10 protein-coding genes are annotated in these 14,459 nt (G+C 67.3%); 5 read left to right on the top strand and 5 right to left on the bottom strand.

Annotated features, from left to right (window positions below; translation table 11 throughout):
• The first annotated feature begins 139 nt into the window (after positions 1-139).
• Positions 140-571: an HIT family protein gene (locus ACLQ3C_RS02245; protein WP_425703036.1), complete on the top strand. Its 432-nt coding sequence runs from the start codon at positions 140-142 to the stop codon at positions 569-571.
• Positions 568-1,380, top strand: coding sequence for an SIR2 family NAD-dependent protein deacylase (locus ACLQ3C_RS02240; RefSeq protein WP_425703034.1), 813 nt, complete (start codon positions 568-570; stop codon positions 1,378-1,380). Before ACLQ3C_RS02245 ends, ACLQ3C_RS02240 begins: the two co-directional genes overlap by 4 nt.
• A gap of 42 nt (positions 1,381-1,422) precedes the next feature.
• Here ACLQ3C_RS02240 and ACLQ3C_RS02235 read toward each other — a convergent pair whose 3' ends face one another.
• From ACLQ3C_RS02235 to ACLQ3C_RS02225, 3 genes are all read right to left on the bottom strand, one after another.
• Positions 1,423-5,607: an AAA domain-containing protein gene (locus ACLQ3C_RS02235; RefSeq protein WP_425703032.1), complete on the bottom strand. Its 4,185-nt coding sequence runs from the start codon at positions 5,605-5,607 to the stop codon at positions 1,423-1,425.
• 110 nt (positions 5,608-5,717) lie between these two features.
• Positions 5,718-6,047 (bottom strand): rhodanese-like domain-containing protein, encoded by a 330-nt coding sequence (locus ACLQ3C_RS02230; protein WP_425703030.1) that lies wholly within the window; start codon positions 6,045-6,047, stop codon positions 5,718-5,720.
• Between the two features lie 140 nt (positions 6,048-6,187).
• A complete protein-coding gene (locus tag ACLQ3C_RS02225) occupies positions 6,188-7,960 on the bottom strand; it encodes a DEAD/DEAH box helicase (protein WP_425703028.1) in 1,773 nt (590 codons plus the stop codon).
• 226 nt (positions 7,961-8,186) lie between these two features.
• On the opposite strand from ACLQ3C_RS02225, the gene ACLQ3C_RS02220 reads away from it, so the two are divergent.
• The 3 genes from ACLQ3C_RS02220 to ACLQ3C_RS02210 all read left to right on the top strand — a co-directional run bounded on the left by ACLQ3C_RS02220 (position 8,187) and on the right by ACLQ3C_RS02210 (position 12,678).
• Entirely contained in the window at positions 8,187-9,971 is a 1,785-nt protein-coding gene (locus tag ACLQ3C_RS02220; protein WP_425703026.1) for an AMP-dependent synthetase/ligase, read from the top strand.
• A 174-nt stretch (positions 9,972-10,145) separates the two neighbouring features.
• On the top strand, positions 10,146-11,354 hold the full coding sequence (opgC, locus tag ACLQ3C_RS02215) for an OpgC domain-containing protein (protein WP_425703024.1): 1,209 nt from the start codon (positions 10,146-10,148) through the stop codon (positions 11,352-11,354).
• Between the two features lie 148 nt (positions 11,355-11,502).
• Positions 11,503-12,678 (top strand): trans-sulfuration enzyme family protein, encoded by a 1,176-nt coding sequence (locus ACLQ3C_RS02210; RefSeq protein ID WP_425703518.1) that lies wholly within the window; start codon positions 11,503-11,505, stop codon positions 12,676-12,678.
• Positions 12,679-12,719: 41 nt separating this feature from the next.
• Here the strand turns inward: ACLQ3C_RS02210 and ACLQ3C_RS02205 are convergent, their stop codons facing one another.
• Together ACLQ3C_RS02205 and ACLQ3C_RS02200 are read right to left on the bottom strand one after the other, a co-directional pair.
• On the bottom strand, positions 12,720-14,243 hold the full coding sequence (locus ACLQ3C_RS02205) for a DUF7059 domain-containing protein (protein ID WP_425703022.1): 1,524 nt from the start codon (positions 14,241-14,243) through the stop codon (positions 12,720-12,722).
• A complete protein-coding gene (locus ACLQ3C_RS02200) occupies positions 14,243-14,455 on the bottom strand; it encodes a hypothetical protein (protein ID WP_425703021.1) in 213 nt (70 codons plus the stop codon). The genes ACLQ3C_RS02205 and ACLQ3C_RS02200 overlap by 1 nt, the downstream gene beginning before the upstream one ends.
• Positions 14,456-14,459: the final 4 nt, after the last annotated feature.

The raw sequence follows: 14,459 nt of genomic DNA, 5'->3' as shown, positions 1-14,459 counted from the left end.
TTCCGAGGACAAGATGCACACTCGGTACGACGTCCGCGATTCGTTATAGAACCGTTATGTGAGCTGGGACACGCCCACGGCGGTCTGACGAGCGCGAACCTTTCCGGTGTCCGATCTGGGGCACGTAGGGTGATCGGTCATGACCGACTGCGTCTTCTGTGACATCGTGGCCGGCGCGGCACCGGCCCGCGTGGTCTATTCCGACCCGCACGTGCTCGGCTTCCTCGACATCCGGCCCATCACCCGCGGGCACACCTTGATCGTTCCCCGCACCCACTCGTCCGGATTGTCCGACCTCGACCCGCAGACCGGCGCCGCGATGTTGTGGGGCGGCCAGGCGGTCGCCGCGGCGATGAAGGATTCCGACCTCTCCGCCGACGGCATCAATCTCGCGATCAACGACGGCCGGGCCGCCTTCCAGACCGTTTTCCACACCCATCTGCACGTGGTGCCGCGTACCGACGGAGATCGCCTGCGCTTTGTTCGTGGGCTGATCGTGCGCCGGGACCCCGACCCGGATTCGACAGCAGAGATCCTGCGTACCGCGCTGATGTCACGGGACGAGTCGTGAGTGTCGAGTCGTCGGCCATTCCTGCCGAGGTCACCGACATGGTCCGGGCCGCGGACTGGATAACCGTGTTCAGCGGTGCCGGTATGAGCGCCGAGAGCGGAATACCCACCTTCCGAGACGCCCGTACCGGACTCTGGGAGAACTTCGACCCGACCACGTTGGCGACACCCCAGGCGTGGAACGACGATCCCGCTCTCGTCTGGGGCTGGTACCAGTGGCGTGCCGGGCAGGTGCGGCGCCGGGAACCCAATGCCGGCCATCGTGCCCTTGGCCGGCTCGCCGGCGCGGGCGTGCCCACCGGCCACGATCCGCGAGCAGTGATGGTGGTGACGCAGAACGTCGACGACCTCCACGAACGTGCCGGCACACCGGTGACAAGTCACCTCCACGGAAGCCTCTTCACGCCACGGTGTTCGGCGTGCGGCCGGCCCCATGATCAGACAGATCCCGTCGACGTTCCCGACCCCGAGCAGACCGGCGAACTGCCGCGGGTCGCGCCGCCGGCGTGCCGATACTGCGGCTGCGCGGTGCGGCCGGGTGTGGTGTGGTTCGGCGAACCACTTCCGGAGCGGGACTGGACTCGCGCCGACGCCGCCTTTCGCGCCACCGACCTCGTCCTGGTGGTGGGCACCAGCGGCATCGTCTATCCGGCCGCATCCCTTCCCGAGCGCGCGGCCACCGCAGGCATTCCGGTCATCGAAATCAATCCGGAGCCGTCGGCGCTCACGCCGCACGCCCGATATCGGATCGCCGCCGGCGCCGCGGTGGCCCTACCCGCGCTCGTCGGGGCGGTGACCGGGAATCGGTAGACATCACTCTCGGGTTCCGAGCGAGAGGTGTCTGCCGATTTGCTAGTCGGCCGCGCTGAGGTCCACCGGCTCCCACGCAACGCTCGCCGAACCGGCTGCGTCGCCCGGGCCGACCGATCCGGGCTTCACACCACGGCGGTCCAGCGCCTCGGTCAACGGCGCCAGCGCGGCGTCGGGGTCGAGCTCGAACTCCGATTCGCGCACCCGCCAGAATTCCCAGCCACAGCGCCGAAGTTCACGTTCACGTTCCATGTCCGAGCGGGCCTGGGCGCCGGTGGTCATGAATTCATCTCCGTCACACTCCACTGCCAGACGCCCGTCGGCGCCGGTGACCATGAGATCGATGGACCGGTTGTTGACGACGACCTTGGGGGTGACGTGATACCCACGGGCGGCAAGCCAATTGAAGATCCGCTGCTCGAAGAGGCTCTCGAATGGCGCGACGCGGCGGTCGTCGGGAACGTCGGCGGGCATCGGGCCGACCGCGGGGCCCACGTTGGCCTGCATGTAGCCCAACAGCGAACGTCGCAGGTCGACGGGAGCGAGATCGGCGAGGTCGATCGAATGGAACAGCCACATCTGGTCCATCGCCCGTGATGCCGCAACATTGATGCGGCGCTGGGATTCCGCGCGGGTGAGCGCGGCGATCGCGGTGGGATCCGAGACCACCATCGACAGGAGGATCACCCGTCGCTCATCACCCTGGAAGTCGGGTGGCGTCCCCACCCGGATTCGTCGCGATCGCCAGGTCTCGTCGTCGATCTGCTCCCGCAGGGCGGCGGTGAGCAGCTCGACCTGCTTGCTCCCCTGCAGCGCGATGACACCGAAATCCATTCCCGCGTAGGCGCTGTCGGACAGGCAATTCACGAGCGCCGACACCAACTCGTCCACTTCGGCCGCATTGACCACCGAATTGCCCTGCCCCGTCGCGGTTCCGGATACCCGCACGGTACGCAGTGGATCGAGAATGTCGGCGCCGTGCTGACGAACCGGGACGAGCGGGGCGTCGGCGTAGAACTGGGCCGAGGAGAATCCGATGATCTCCGGCATCGAACGGAACTGCTCACGCAAACGGATAACGTGCCCGAATCTGCTGCGCAGCAACGAGAACAGGCTCGAACGCGGAGTGAGGCCGTCGCGCAGATAGTGGGGCAGGTCGGGCAGTCGTGCATCGAGGGCGGCAAATGCGTCGTCGAGTGTGGTGCCCGCCAGCCCGTTGGGCGCGCACTGCCGGTCGTCGCCGACGACGATCACCCGTGGGGCGAGCCAGAGCAGGAACACGCTTGTGATGTCGGATTGGCTTGCCTCGTCGACGATCACCACGTCGAAGGAATTCGGTGTCGGCGGAACCATTTCCACCACTTGAGACATCGGCATCACCCACGCGGGTACGGCGCCGACGGCCTCGGTCATCGCCTCGCGCGCTGCGGCGCGGAAGCGGTTCGCATGCTTACCCGAACCCTTGCCCAGATTGATGATGTGGTCGCGGTAGGACTGGAGCGCCTGCACCTGGCCGACGGTGACCCGTGACAGGCACGCCGCCCACGCGCGTGCCGCGGCCAGTTGGGTGGTCAGCTGAGCGATGTCGGCCTCGGCCTCATCGAGTGCCGACGACCACCGGTGCTCCCCGTGCGGGTCGCTGCGCTCCGACGCCCACGTACGTGCGCGCCGCCAGGCCCAGGCGTCGACGACCCGGCGCAACCGCGCGTCCCACGCCCCATCGTCGGCTGTGGCCTCCAGCACCTCGGCGAAATCCGGTGCCCTGCTTCGCAAGCGCAGCATCAGCAGGTCGAGAGCGGTCTGGTCCTCCCACTCGGAATGGGCGCGCGATGCCGCTCGGCGCGCGGTTCGGATGGCCTCGGCATCGGCATTCGCCAGCGCCGACACCAGCGCGTCACCTTCCGGTGAGGGACCCTTCTCCAGCTGCGCGGCCAGCCGGTAGGCGCGATCGGCGAGCTCTTCCTCCGCCAGCAACGCGTCGTTGGCTGCGGCGATGGCGCCCGCCTCGCGGGCGACCTCGGCTGCTCTGGCGACGCTATGTGGCCGCGGGCCGCCGGGGCTGATCGCCTCCAACTCCCGGACGAGTTCGTCGCGCGCGGAGAGCAGCGCCGAGATGCAGCCCAACTGCCCGTCGAGCAGGACCAGTCGATTCAGTTGGGACGAGCGCGATCCCGACGTGTCGACGGGGACGTGGAGATCGGCGAGCACGCGCTGTACGTGATGCACGGCGTCGAACACGGCGAGGTGATCGGCAACTGCCTGCAGCGATCGCTCGTCGGTCGCAGCCCGTCCGTCGACGGTGGCCACCACCCCCGACTCCTCGACTGCGCGCTGCTCGTCGGATCGGCGCAACCGGCCGCGCCAGCGGCCGCCGGACCGCAGGTATGCCGCCGCCGCGGCGAACAGCTCGCCGTCTCCGGGCCGGACGCCGTCGACGGTGACGGCGCGGGCGCCCAGATCCCGATCGCGTCGAGCGGCATCGGCGATGACCGGCGAGAGACCGATCACCCGCGACCACAGATGCGCGGCCTGTCCGGCGAGTAGCCGATCTGCCATGTCCACCATGGTCGCCGGGAAGTCGCCGACCTCGGCTGCCGCGACGCCGAGTCGATCACAGATCTCTTTGACATGCAGCAGACGGACGCTGTCGGTGTCGGCGAGGATCGACATCAGCGAACCGCTGCCGACCATCGGCTCGACCGGTCGCCCGGCGATCCGCACGCATATCTGATCCATCGTGGCCGGGTCGGGTAGATGGGCATCGAGGTCGACGAACCGCTGCGACAGACGCGGCGTCTGCTCGCGGGTGGTGCGCAACAGGCCGAGCAGGCGGCCGAACTCACCGGTGTCGAGTGGGGGCAATGCGCCGTCGATCGGTCCGGGCAACCAGTCGAAGAGGTCGGCGTCGGCGTTGCACGCACGCACGATCTGGGCGGCGGTGCCCTGATAGTCGCCGGCCACCCATTCGTGGATCTCGGTCTCCGAGCGGCGTAACTCCCACAGCGCGCGAAGCGCGCGCTCGCGACGATCGATTGCTTGCTCGCGTCGCGCCACGAGGTCGTCGATCTCGGCACGACCGACGCTCTCGGTGTAGGTCGCCTTGCGTTCACCGATCTCGGCCACGCCCGACACCATGGACTCGAAGCGATCGCCGGTGATGTCGGCCGTCGAGACGGTCAGTGACCGCAACTCGGGCGGCAGGATGTCGCGCAGCACCGTCAGGGCGCCGGCCTTCTCACTCGTCACCAGGACACGCTGGCCCTTGGCAAGAAGTGCGGCAACGACATTCGCGATCGTCTGGGTTTTGCCGGTGCCCGGTGGTCCCTCGACCACGACACCGGTATCGGCGCCGAGACGGGCCAGCACATCGCGCTGTTCGACGTTGGAGGGCAACGGGTAGAGAGCGTCGGCGACCAGTTCGTCGGCGGCGATCGCCCCCGACGAGGACAGCGCCTCGATCCGTTCGGTCGCCTCGACCGGCGCCACGAGCTGGGCCAAACCGATCGGTACGTCCTCGTCGGACAACTCGCGCAGGCGGTCGCCGATGGCATCGTAGAAGTCGGCCAACGCCGTCGTCGTCCGTGCACGCAGCACCAATGCGGCTGCCGATGCGTCCACCGACATGTGGACGCGCTCGGGGTCGGCATCCACCCGCGCCAGCCACTCGTCGACGAGCTCGGCGGTCTTCGGGGCGATCACACTGGGCAGCGCCTCGAACCTCGACCGGAATCTGACGGTACGCGACAGATCGATCCCGTCGACGCCCGCGAGGAGACGACTGTCTTGTGTGATCGGTGCCGAGCCGGCCCCCAATCCGACACGGATCGTCCCGGTGTCGGGATCGCGTCGGGCGAGGACCTCTTGGATCAGCAAATGGTCGTGTACCAGCGCAGCGCCGGACCCCCCGGCGTCGCCGTCGGTGGAAGTGACGGTCAGCAAGCCGCTCGCCAGGACCAGCTCACGGGTCTCGGGGTGGCTGTGCGACTCCCCGACCATCGCCGACAGCTCGTCGAAGCCAGGAGCTCCGGGCTCGAGTTCGATGACGGTCTGCCCGGCTACCGCGACCGGCCGTACGGCGACGGTCGTGGAACGGCCGACGTCGAGCCGGGCAGGGTGCGCGTCGAGATGACGGGTGGAACGCTCTCGCGAGGCGAGGAGATCGGAAAGGAATCCGAGTAGGCGCACCACCTGGTCGCGACATTCTTCGCGACTGTCCTCCGCGGTCATCAGCCCGGCTTCCTCCTGCGCAGATCCCCGACCCGGCCGGATGACACCGGCGCTCGGTCGGGCTGACCCATCACGCTATCAAGTCGCCGCCGCCGGGGCAGGCGCCGCGATCACGACGTGGTGCGGCGCAGTGCGCGGAAACCGCCGTCGACGTAGCGCACCTTGGTGTAGCCGAGGTCGGCGATCTGTTCGGCGATGCGAGGCGCCTGCGAGGAGACGGACACGACGTTGATCTCGGTGTCGCGGTCGCCGATGACCGGGAACGCTCCCGACGCCGTGGGCGCCAACCGCGCTCTGACCTCGGTCGGATCGACGACGACCGCGCCGGGCAGACTGCCCTGGTGACGCATCACCTGTGGTCGCGCATCGACGACGACGGCTTCGCCCTCGCGGGTATGAGACAAGGCTTCGGCTGCTGAGATCGAATTCACCATTGACACCGGTGATTGCTCCTGAAGTTGCTGGACGGCTACGTGCACTGGGTTGATCGTTCCACCCGCCAACAAGGTTACGGAATAATCTCGAAACGACAAATATTGTCACACGCGACGCATGACTTGATGCCGCGATGCCGGGCCGGTCAGTTGCGTCCCCGGCCGGCGACATGGCGAGAACCGCGTTTGCCCCACCCCTCGCCTCGCGAGTTGTGTCCATCGCGACCGCGCTGGCTCTGGCCGTCACGTTTGTTGCCTCCGCGGGTACGCGGCGCACCCATGTCGCGGCGCAGGTCGATCGCGTTCTTACCGATCCGGGTGTTGCGGAGCCGTTCGAGGGTCTCACGATCGAGGTCCTCGGGGAGTTCGACGAGCGAGAAGTCGTCGCGGATGCTGATGTTGCCGAAGTCGCCCCGGCTCAGTCCGCCCTCGTTGGCGATCGCACCGACGATCGCGCCCGGCGACACCTTGTGCCTGCGCCCCACCGCGATCCGATACGTGGCAAAGGAGCCCCCGCCCTTGCGGGGGGCGCGCTCGGTGCGTTCCCGGCGTGCCGAACGCTCGTTCGCGGGCGGATCGGGAGCCATGAGAAACCCGCCGTCACGGGTCTCGAGCGCGAGCGCGGCCGCGATGTCGGCCATCGCGACATCCTTGTCACGCGCGTAGTCCTCGACGAGTTTGCGGAACACGTCGAGGTTGTCGGAGTTGAGGTTCTCGGTGATCGAATCGGCGAACCTGGCCACGCGTTGTGCATTGACGTCCTCGACCGACGGCAGCGCGATCTCGGTGAGCGGCTGACGGGTGGCTCGTTCGATCGCCCGGAGCAGATGGCGCTCGCGCGGCGAGACGAACAACAGTGCGTTTCCGGACCGCCCGGCACGACCGGTACGACCGATGCGGTGTACATACGACTCGGTGTCGTGCGGGATGTCGTAGTTGATCACGTGCGAGATGCGATCGACATCGAGCCCACGCGCAGCGACGTCGGTGGCGACGAGGATGTCGATACCACCGTCCTTGAGCTGGTTGATGGTCCGCTCACGCTGCGTCTGGACCATGTCGCCGTTGATCGCGACCGCCGAGAATCCGCGCGACCGCAACCGTTCGGCGAGTTCCTCGGTGGCCTGCTTGGTCCGGACGAACACGATCATCGCGTCAAAGGTCTCGACCTCCAGGAACCGCGTCAGCGCATCGAGCTTGCGCTGATGCGATACCTGCAGGTAGCGCTGGGTGATGTTCTGGGCGGTCGCGGTCTTGGCCTTGACCGTGATTTCCTGCGGGTCGTGCAGATACCGCTGCGCCAGGCGCCGGATCGCGCTGGGCATCGTCGCCGAGAACAGCGCGACCTGCTTGGAGTCGGGCGTCTCGGCCAGAATGCGTTCGACGTCCTCGGCGAAGCCCATGGTCAGCATCTCGTCGGCCTCGTCGAGTACGAGGTATTCGAGCTGGGAGATATCGAGCGTGCCCTTGTCGAGGTGGTCGATGACGCGACCCGGGGTACCGACGATCACCTGCGCTCCGCGTCGCAGCCCCGAAAGCTGCACGCCGTAGCTCTGGCCGCCGTAGATGGGCAACACCCGGACGTCGGGCATGTGCGCGGAATAGCGCCCGAATGCCTCGGCGACCTGCAGGGCGAGCTCTCGGGTCGGCGCGAGGATCAGCGCCTGCGGGCGGCGCACCGACGGGTCGAGACGCGACAGGATCGGGATGGCGAAGGCCGCGGTCTTGCCGGTGCCCGTCTGCGCCAGTCCGACGACGTCACGGCCGGCCATGAGTGGTGGAATGGTGGCCGCCTGGATCGGCGAGGGCGTTTCATAGCCGACCTCGGCGATCGCACTGCGTACGCGGCCGTCGATGTCGAGGTCGTCGAAGGTGATCGCGGAGGCGTTCGGGCCGTCGGTGGCTGGGGTTTCGGTCATGTGCTCGCTATTCCGTTCATCACGTCAACTGTAATGCGCCGGACCCGTCAAGTCCGCATCCAACGAGCATCGAGCATCGTCGTAGGGTCACCACGAATGGCGCCCGGCTCAGGCGAACGCGTGTGTGATGTCCCTCTCATTGCTGCTGGTACCCTCGATTCGGGCTTCAGTCGCCCCATCCGACCAGCGGATTGTCCGCTATGTCGGTTCACCAGCCAGGAGCAGCATGCAGGAATTCACCACACCGTCCGATCTCACCGTCGATGACAAGGCGACCACCGTCGATGCGATCCTGCGGTATCGCGCCGAGCGGCCGACGATGCCGCTGTTCAAGCGTCGCAGCAGCGGTACATGGATCACGGTCACCGCCAAACATTTCGCCGACGAGGTCGACGCCGTGGCCAAGGGCCTCATCGCCTCGGGCGTGGCACCTGGTGATCGCGTCGCGATCCTGTCGTCCACCCGCTACGAGTGGACGGTGCTGGACTATGCGATCTGGCGGGCGGGCGCGGTCACCGTCGCCATCTACGAGACCTCGGCGACCGACCAGGTGCGCTACATCGTCGAGAACTCCGGCACCAGCCTGCTGATCGTCGAGTCCGATGAGCAACACGCCAAGCACCACGACGTCGTGGCAGGTGTCGGCGCGCTGCGCGAGACACTCGTCATCGACGGGGACGCGTTGACCGAGCTCACCCATCGCGGCGCCCAGATCGGCGACGACGCACTCGACGAGCGGCACGTCAACCAACTCTCTTCCGACGCAGCGACATTGATCTACACCTCGGGCACCACCGGTCGACCGAAGGGTGTCGTGTTGACGCACGCCAACTTCCTCGCCGAGTGTGCCGCCACACGCGACGCGGTCGGCGCCGGCCTCGTCGAGGGAAAGTCGACACTTCTCTTTTTGCCGCTGGCGCACGTCTTCGCCCGGGTCGTGGCCGTGGGGTGTGTCGAGAACGGGGTGATCCTCGGACACACCAACGACATTCCCCACCTCATCGACGACCTCGCCGTCTTCAAACCGGACTACGTGCTCTCGGTGCCGCGGGTGTTCGAGAAGGTCTACAACTCTGCCAAGCAGAAGGCCTACGACAGCGGGAAGGGATCGATCTTCGACACCGCCGCCCAGACCGCCATCGACTACAGCAAGGCCACCGAGCAGGGTTCGGCCGGGCTGGTATTGACGGTCAAGCACAAGCTGTTCGACATTCTGGTCTACAAGAAGTTGCGGGCCGCACTCGGCGGCAACTGTGAGGGCGCGATCTCGGGTGGCGCACCGCTCGGCGCGCGACTCGGTCACTTCTTCCGCGGCGTCGGCATCCCCGTCTACGAGGGCTACGGCCTGTCCGAGACAACAGCCGCGGTGACCGCCAACAACGAAGACCATCAGCGCGTGGGATCGGTCGGCCGCCCGGTACCCGGCGTCTCGGTGGCCATCGGCGAGGACGGTGAGGTGCTGCTCAAGGGCCCGGTGGTCTTCACCGGCTACTGGCACAACCCCGACGCCACCGAGGAAGCGATCCGCGGTGGCTGGTTCCACACCGGCGACATCGGCCGGCTCGAGGACGGGTATCTCTTCATCACCGGGCGCAAGAAGGAGATCATCGTCACCGCCGGCGGTAAGAACGTCTCACCGGCCCCACTCGAGGATGCGATCCGCGCACATCCGATGATCAGCCAATGCCTGGTGGTCGGCGACAACAAGCCGTTCATCGGCGCGCTGATCACCATCGATCCCGAGGCGACGCCGGGCTGGCTCGAGCGTCGGGGTCTGCCGGCCGACACCCCGATCGCCGACCTGGCGAGCAACAAGGACCTCCGCGCAGAGATCTCGACGGCCGTGGACGAGGCGAACGCCAAGGTGTCCAAGGCCGAGGCCATCAAGAAGTTCGAGATCCTCGACACCGATTTCACCATCGACTCCGGTGAGCTCACCCCGACGATGAAGCTCAAGCGCAACGTCATCAGCGACACATACAAGAAGGCGATCGCCGACCTCTACACGTGAGCACCGCCTCTCACACCTTCTGCGCGCGGGGCCGACCGGACGACGTCTGGTCGGCCCCGCGCTGCCATCGGGGTCACTTGCGTCCGATGTGACCTATGTGGCAAATGTGACGATTGGGACTCAGCTGCCGTGTCGCGCCGGCTCATCTCTGCCGTGCGCCTAGTGTCTGGACCGATGAACCGGGACCTCGCGATCGACGTGACACGCGGCTTGGCGATCTGGAGCATGATCACCGCCCACTTCGCCGACGGCGCGGCCGTTGCCGTGCCGACCCATGCGTTTCCCTACGTCGACGGTATGAGCGTGTTCGTCTTGCTGTCGGGATTCGTCCTGGGGTTGGTCCACCAGCGCTGGATCGAGACCCGCGGGCTGCGCTTCGCCTACCGTCGGCTCGCCAAACGTCTTGCGGTTCTCTACTTCTGCCAGCTCACACTGGCTCTCTGCGCAGTCGTGGCCGGCATGGCCGGGTATGAACGTCTCACATGGCTGCGCCCCGCCGACGGATGGACCCAGGGTGTGGTGGCGGCGGTGACGATGACCTATCTGCCCAGCGGCGGCAACATCCTGCTGCTCTACATGGTGCTGATGGCCGCGGCCGCGGCGCTGCTCCCGTTGCTGGCCCGCGGTGGCACAAAGGCGATCCTGCTGGGGTCGGTCACCCTGTACGTCGTCGCGCAGCTCGCCGCACCCGACTGGTTCTATCTGACCGCCGAGGCCGGCGGCGCCCGGATTCAGAATTGGGCGGGTTGGCAGATCATGTTCGTGCCCGCACTGGTCATCGGCTGGAACTGGGTGCGCTGGGATCTGGCTCGCCGTATCGAACGCAACCTTCCGTTGTTGCTCGCCATCGCGGCCTGCGTCGCCCTCGGACTGCATCACCTCGTGACCATCGGGCCATGGAAGTCGTTGGAGCCCTTGCTTGCCGACAAGCTCGAGTTCGGGCCGGCCCGCGCCCTCGGCGCGTGGGTCGTGGTGCCGGTGGTCTACGGCGTCTTCCGGGTCTTCCTGTCGTTGTGGCACCGCAATTGGCTTCGTCCACTGACGATGTCGGGAACCCGAAGTCTGGACTCCTACGTCGTCCAGGCCGTCGCACTGATCGCGGTGCCGGTGCTCATCGCCGACCGTCCGTGGCCACCGATGCTCATGTCGGCGTTGGCCGTCGGGATATTCCTCGCCTGCTGGGCGTGGGCGGAGTTCCGGCACACTTGTGGCATCGACAAACTGCACCGGTTGCCGATGGTGATCGGCGCCTGGTTCGTCACGCGCACCGCCGAGGAATCGACGCCCGAGGCCCGACATACACTGCTTCCACGACGCGATCTCGTGCCGACCCCCGCGAGAAGCCCGCGGCCGGAGCCGGTAGATGCAGATCAGGCCGCGTGAACGGGACGTGAGCACCCGTCGCGGTACCGGGAATGCCGAGCAGAACCGACGAAACGGAGTCGATGTGAGCAGGGCCGATGACAATGGGGCCGAGAAAGACGGGGCCGGGGTCAATGGCACCGGGGTGAACGAACCTGGACACGATGCGATGCTGCGCACCGCAGGCGACATGACCGCCTGCGTGCACGCGGGAAACGCGCCGAGCGGCCCGGCGATCCGGACCCCGATCACCATGGCCAACTCCTATCATCTCCCATCAAATCCGGAGTCGGTGGATTGGTCGGGCACCGATCAGCTCTTCTACACTCGCAATTCTGGCGCCAATCAGCTTGCCCTGCAACGTAAACTCGCCCTTCTCGACCATGGCGAGGACGCGGTGGCGCTCGCTTCCGGTGTCGCAGCGCTGAACTCGGTGTTCTTCACCTTCCTCGCCACCGGCGACCACGTGGTGGTCTCCGACATCACCTACGAGGCCACGTTCAAACTGTGGACCGACCTGATGCCGCGCAAGTACGGCATCGACGCGACGTTCGTGGACGTCACCGATCTCGAGGCCGTCGCCGCCGCCGTTCGGCCCAACACCCGGATGGTCGTGACCGAGGCCATTGCCAACCCGACCACCAAGGTCGCCGACATCGCCGCGCTCGCCGACATCGCCCGCCGGGCCGATGCACTGCTCGTGGTGGATTCGACCTTCACTCCCCCGCCGCTGTACCGACCGCTCGACGACGGCGCCGACCTTGTCGTCCACTCGCTGACGAAGTACATCAACGGTCACGGGGATGCCATGGGCGGCGCCGTGATCGGGGCAGCGCACCTCATCGCGCAGATCAAGAAGGAAGCGATGGTCGACGTGGGCGGAGTCATCTCACCGTTCAACGCGTGGCTGATCGAACGCGGATCCATCACCCTGCCCTTGCGCCTTCGCCAACACCAGTCCACCGCAAAACAATTGGCGGATTTGCTCGCGGACGACCCGCGGGTGGCCTTCGTTGCCCACCCGGGCCTTGCCACTCATCCCCAGCACGAGCTCGCTGCCCGCCAGTTCGGTGGACGCGGCTTCGGCGCGATGATGGCGTTCGCCGTCGACGGCGATCCGGACACCCAGAACCGCTTCGTATCTCACCTTCGGGTGATCACCTCGGCGGTCTCGCTCGGCCACGACGAATCACTGATCGTGCATGTCGGTACCGAAGGTCCGCGGGTCGCCGCCTACCCCGAGCCGTTCCGCACCCTCGGACATCTGCGGTTCTCGGTCGGACTCGAGGACGCCGACGATCTCGCCGACGACCTCACCCACGCCCTCGATGCCACCTTTGGCTGACCGGACAATCGCCCACCATTGCAGGCAATAGCGCTTACGTATCAGCGGATCTCGAAGAGGATTCCCCGGCCGATCGCCTCCCGCACCACGGGCAGCGCGGCCGTGGCGAGCGCATCGGCGTCGACGCCGTGGTGTGCGGCGAGGAGTTCGACCAGTGTGCTCAACGGCACCGTGCCCCGGCAACCCGCGAGCAGTGCCCGCGATACCTCGTCGACGCCGAGGACCGCACCGGGACCGCCGGGGCGTCGCACCGCCGATCCGATCTCCTGCCAGCCCTCATCCCCCGGCAGTGACTGAGTCTCGAGGAAGACCGGGGCGGTGCCCAGGCGCGCCGCCAACAGGTGTGCGTCGTCGGTCTCGCGCAGGTAGGCGCGCCGATCGAGAAATGCCTTCGCCTCCGCGCCGGTGACCTCTTCCCCGGCGCCGGTGATCTCCTCGAGCACCTGATCGGCGACGAACTTCTCGCCGGCCCGGCCCGTCCCGGAGCGCCGCTTGCGTAGCGTGATCAGCCCCATGCCCACGCCGGCGATCTTCTCCTCGGCGAACCAATCGAGCCAGTCCGAGCCGCGCCGGGCGAGCTGCTCGGCGTCTTCGCCGGCATCCGAAAGCCATAGTGAGACATAACTGATCGGGTCGGCGAGCTCACGCTGCACGACCCAGGCGTCGAGGCCCGTACCGGCGAGCCACCCGCCGACACGCTCGCGCCAGTCGGTGCCGTCGCGGACGATCCAGTTGGCGAGCAGTTGTGCGGTTCCGCCGTCGGCGAGATGGTCGGGCAACTGCTCGATCAGTCCGGCACACAGGGCGTCTCCGGCCATGCCCGAATCGCGGTAGATGTAGTCCTGTCCGCCGGCACCCACCACGAAGGGCGGATTGGACACGATCAGATCGAAGCGTTCTCCGGCAACGGGCTCGAAGAGGCTGCCCGCCCGCAGATCCCAGCGCATCCCGTTGAGACGTGCGGTGGCGGCGGCGAGTGCCAGGGCCCGCGGATTGGTGTCGGTGGCGACGATCGAGTCGCAATGCGCCGCGAGATGCAAAGCCTGGATACCGCATCCGGTGCCCAGGTCCAGCGCGGTGCCAACACGATCGCGGATGATCGCGCGCGCCAACGAGATCGACGCGCCACCTATCCCCAGGACGTGATCATGGGCGACCGGACCCGACCACATCGCCGCATCCTGATCGGAGATCACCAGGAAATCGTTGACGTCGTCGGCGTGCGGACGGATATCCAGGATCGCGCAGTACCGGTTGTCTGGGGCACGCTCGATGACGCCTTCGGCCAGCAGCGCGGGCAGCGTCGTCGTCGGGAACGCCTCGGCGAGAGCGGGTTCGTCTTCATCCGACCCGAGTAGGAACAGCCGGATCAACGTCGACAGCGAATCTGCGCCCGAGCCCCGGCGTGTCGCGCGCAGCGCGGGCCACCACACCCCGCGGCCCAAGGCCGCGTTGGCGTCGTCACCGAGCGCCGCGGACACTCCGTCTGCGGTGAATCCGGCCCGGCGCAGATCCACCCCCAGCGCATCGACCGCCGCGCCCGACTGCAGCGGCAACCCCGACATCACCCGACCTGCCGATACTTCTTGTGCATCGCCTGCTTCGAAACGCCGAGCAGCACACCGATTTCCGCCCAGGACAGTCCTGCCGCACGCGCACGGCGTACGGCGGCCTCCTCGTCCCGCGCGACGTCCACCCGGCGCTTGGCGACAGCGGCGAGTGCGGTCACCGGGTTGTCGGGTTCTTCCGGGCCATCAGGGCCCACAGATGTTCGCATGTGG

It is taken from the genome of Gordonia sp. DT30 (genome assembly GCF_049844915.1).
Classification (GTDB): Bacteria; Actinomycetota; Actinomycetes; order Mycobacteriales; family Mycobacteriaceae; genus Gordonia.
The sequence above is the reverse complement of the archived record's forward strand: the minus strand, read 5'-3'. Positions and strand labels throughout refer to the sequence as shown.